This window comes from Aeromonas crassostreae, from assembly GCF_054052445.1.
Map to the genome: position 1 here is coordinate 1 of NZ_JBSTYM010000086.1, position 230 is coordinate 230.

The 230-nt window shown below is 50.0% G+C and carries 1 rRNA gene; it reads right to left on the reverse strand.

From position 1 onward, the window contains the following. Positions 1–54, reverse strand: a 5S ribosomal RNA gene (gene rrf / locus ACW5W4_RS19000); the annotation flags it as partial. Between the last annotated feature and the right edge of the window lie 176 nt (positions 55–230).

Below are 230 nucleotides of genomic sequence, written 5' to 3' on the forward strand. Positions count from 1 at the left end.
CACTTCTGAGTTCGGCATGGGATCAGGTGGTTCCACGGCGCTATGGCCGCCAGGCAAAAAACTTCATCCGGAAAGCTGACGTGAATAACGATTTGCCTGTTGGCTTCGCTATCAGTGAATTTGAGTAGTTCGTTCATTCGCTACAAGGCCCAGAACACTTCTTGGGTGTTGTATGGTTAAGCCTCACGGGTAATTAGTATGGGTTAGCTCAACACGTCGCCGCGCTTACA